The sequence below is a fragment of the Microcystis sp. M53598_WE2 genome (genome assembly GCF_030067735.1).
Lineage (GTDB): Bacteria > Cyanobacteriota > Cyanobacteriia > Cyanobacteriales > Microcystaceae > Microcystis > Microcystis aeruginosa.
Genome location: NZ_JASJFE010001074.1, coordinates 1 through 1,145 on the forward strand (window position 1 = coordinate 1; position 1,145 = coordinate 1,145).

Sequence of the window (1,145 nt, forward strand, 5' to 3'; positions counted from 1 at the left end):
CCAAAAGTAAAACCCTTAACTAACTTTCAGGAATCGGATTTTGAAGGATTGCGAGAAGAGCAACCCCTAACAGCAGCAGAATCCTATCAAGCATTACTGCGATCGCTGAGACGAAAAAATGGCTTTAATTTACTCTTTGTTCGCTGTTCTCCCGTGCAAGCTGATGAGATTATTCGGGGAATCAGTCAAGATTTACCTAATAAAAATATTCAAGTCCTGCAGCTTGATTCAGAAACCGATAATTTGTATGAGAAAATTGTCGATCTACCAAATTATACCAATCTAAACATTCTTTTTGTGCGCGGTTTAGAAAATGCACTACTGCGCTACGAAGAAGCGGAAAGTGAAGGCTATTTCTTGTTGAGTCAAAGTCCGGTTTATGGGGGAACCTGGGCCGGAGTTCCTAAGATTTTAGGCTATTTAAACCTATCCCGTGAGCGATTTGAGCGGCAATTTCCCTTTACTTTAGTATTCCTATTGCCGGAATTTGCCTTGCGGTATTTTATTCGTCGTGCGTCGGATTTTTTTGATTGGTATTCGGGAGTTTATGAATTTCCGACGGATAAGGACATATTGCACAGAGAAATTAGAAGACTGGTTTATTTAGACGGCGATCTCGATACCTATCAACAATTCACTCCCCAACAACGACAGGAAAAGTTAGCCGAAATTAAGGCCTATTTAAGCGATTCCCCATCTCTCGATCCTGTTCAAACATCTGAATTGTGGCATAAAAAAGGCTTAATTCATCAAATGGGAAAAGAATACGAACAAGCGATCGCATCCTACGACAAAGCTTTAGAAATTAAACCCGATTACCATGAAGCTTGGTACAACCGAGGGGTTGCGTTAGGTAATTTAGGCAGATTAGAAGAAGCGATCGCATCCTACGATCAAGCTTTAGAATTTAAACCCGATTACCATTAAGCTGGGAACAACCGAGGGATTGCGTTAAGAAATTTAGGCAGATTTGAACAAGCGATCGCCTCCTATGATCGAGCTTTAGAATTTAAACCCGATAAGCATGAAGCTTGGAACAACCGAGGGAATGCGTTATTTAATTTAGGCAGATTTGAACAAGCGATCGCATCCTACGATCAAGCTTTAGAATTTAAACCCGATTACCATGAAGCTTGGAACAACCG

The 1,145-nt window shown here is 40.9% G+C and carries 1 pseudogene; it reads left to right on the forward strand.

Annotated features, from left to right (window positions below):
- Positions 1-48: 48 nt before the first annotated feature.
- Positions 49-1,145: pseudogene (locus PX636_RS21875) on the forward strand (tetratricopeptide repeat protein); the annotation flags it as partial.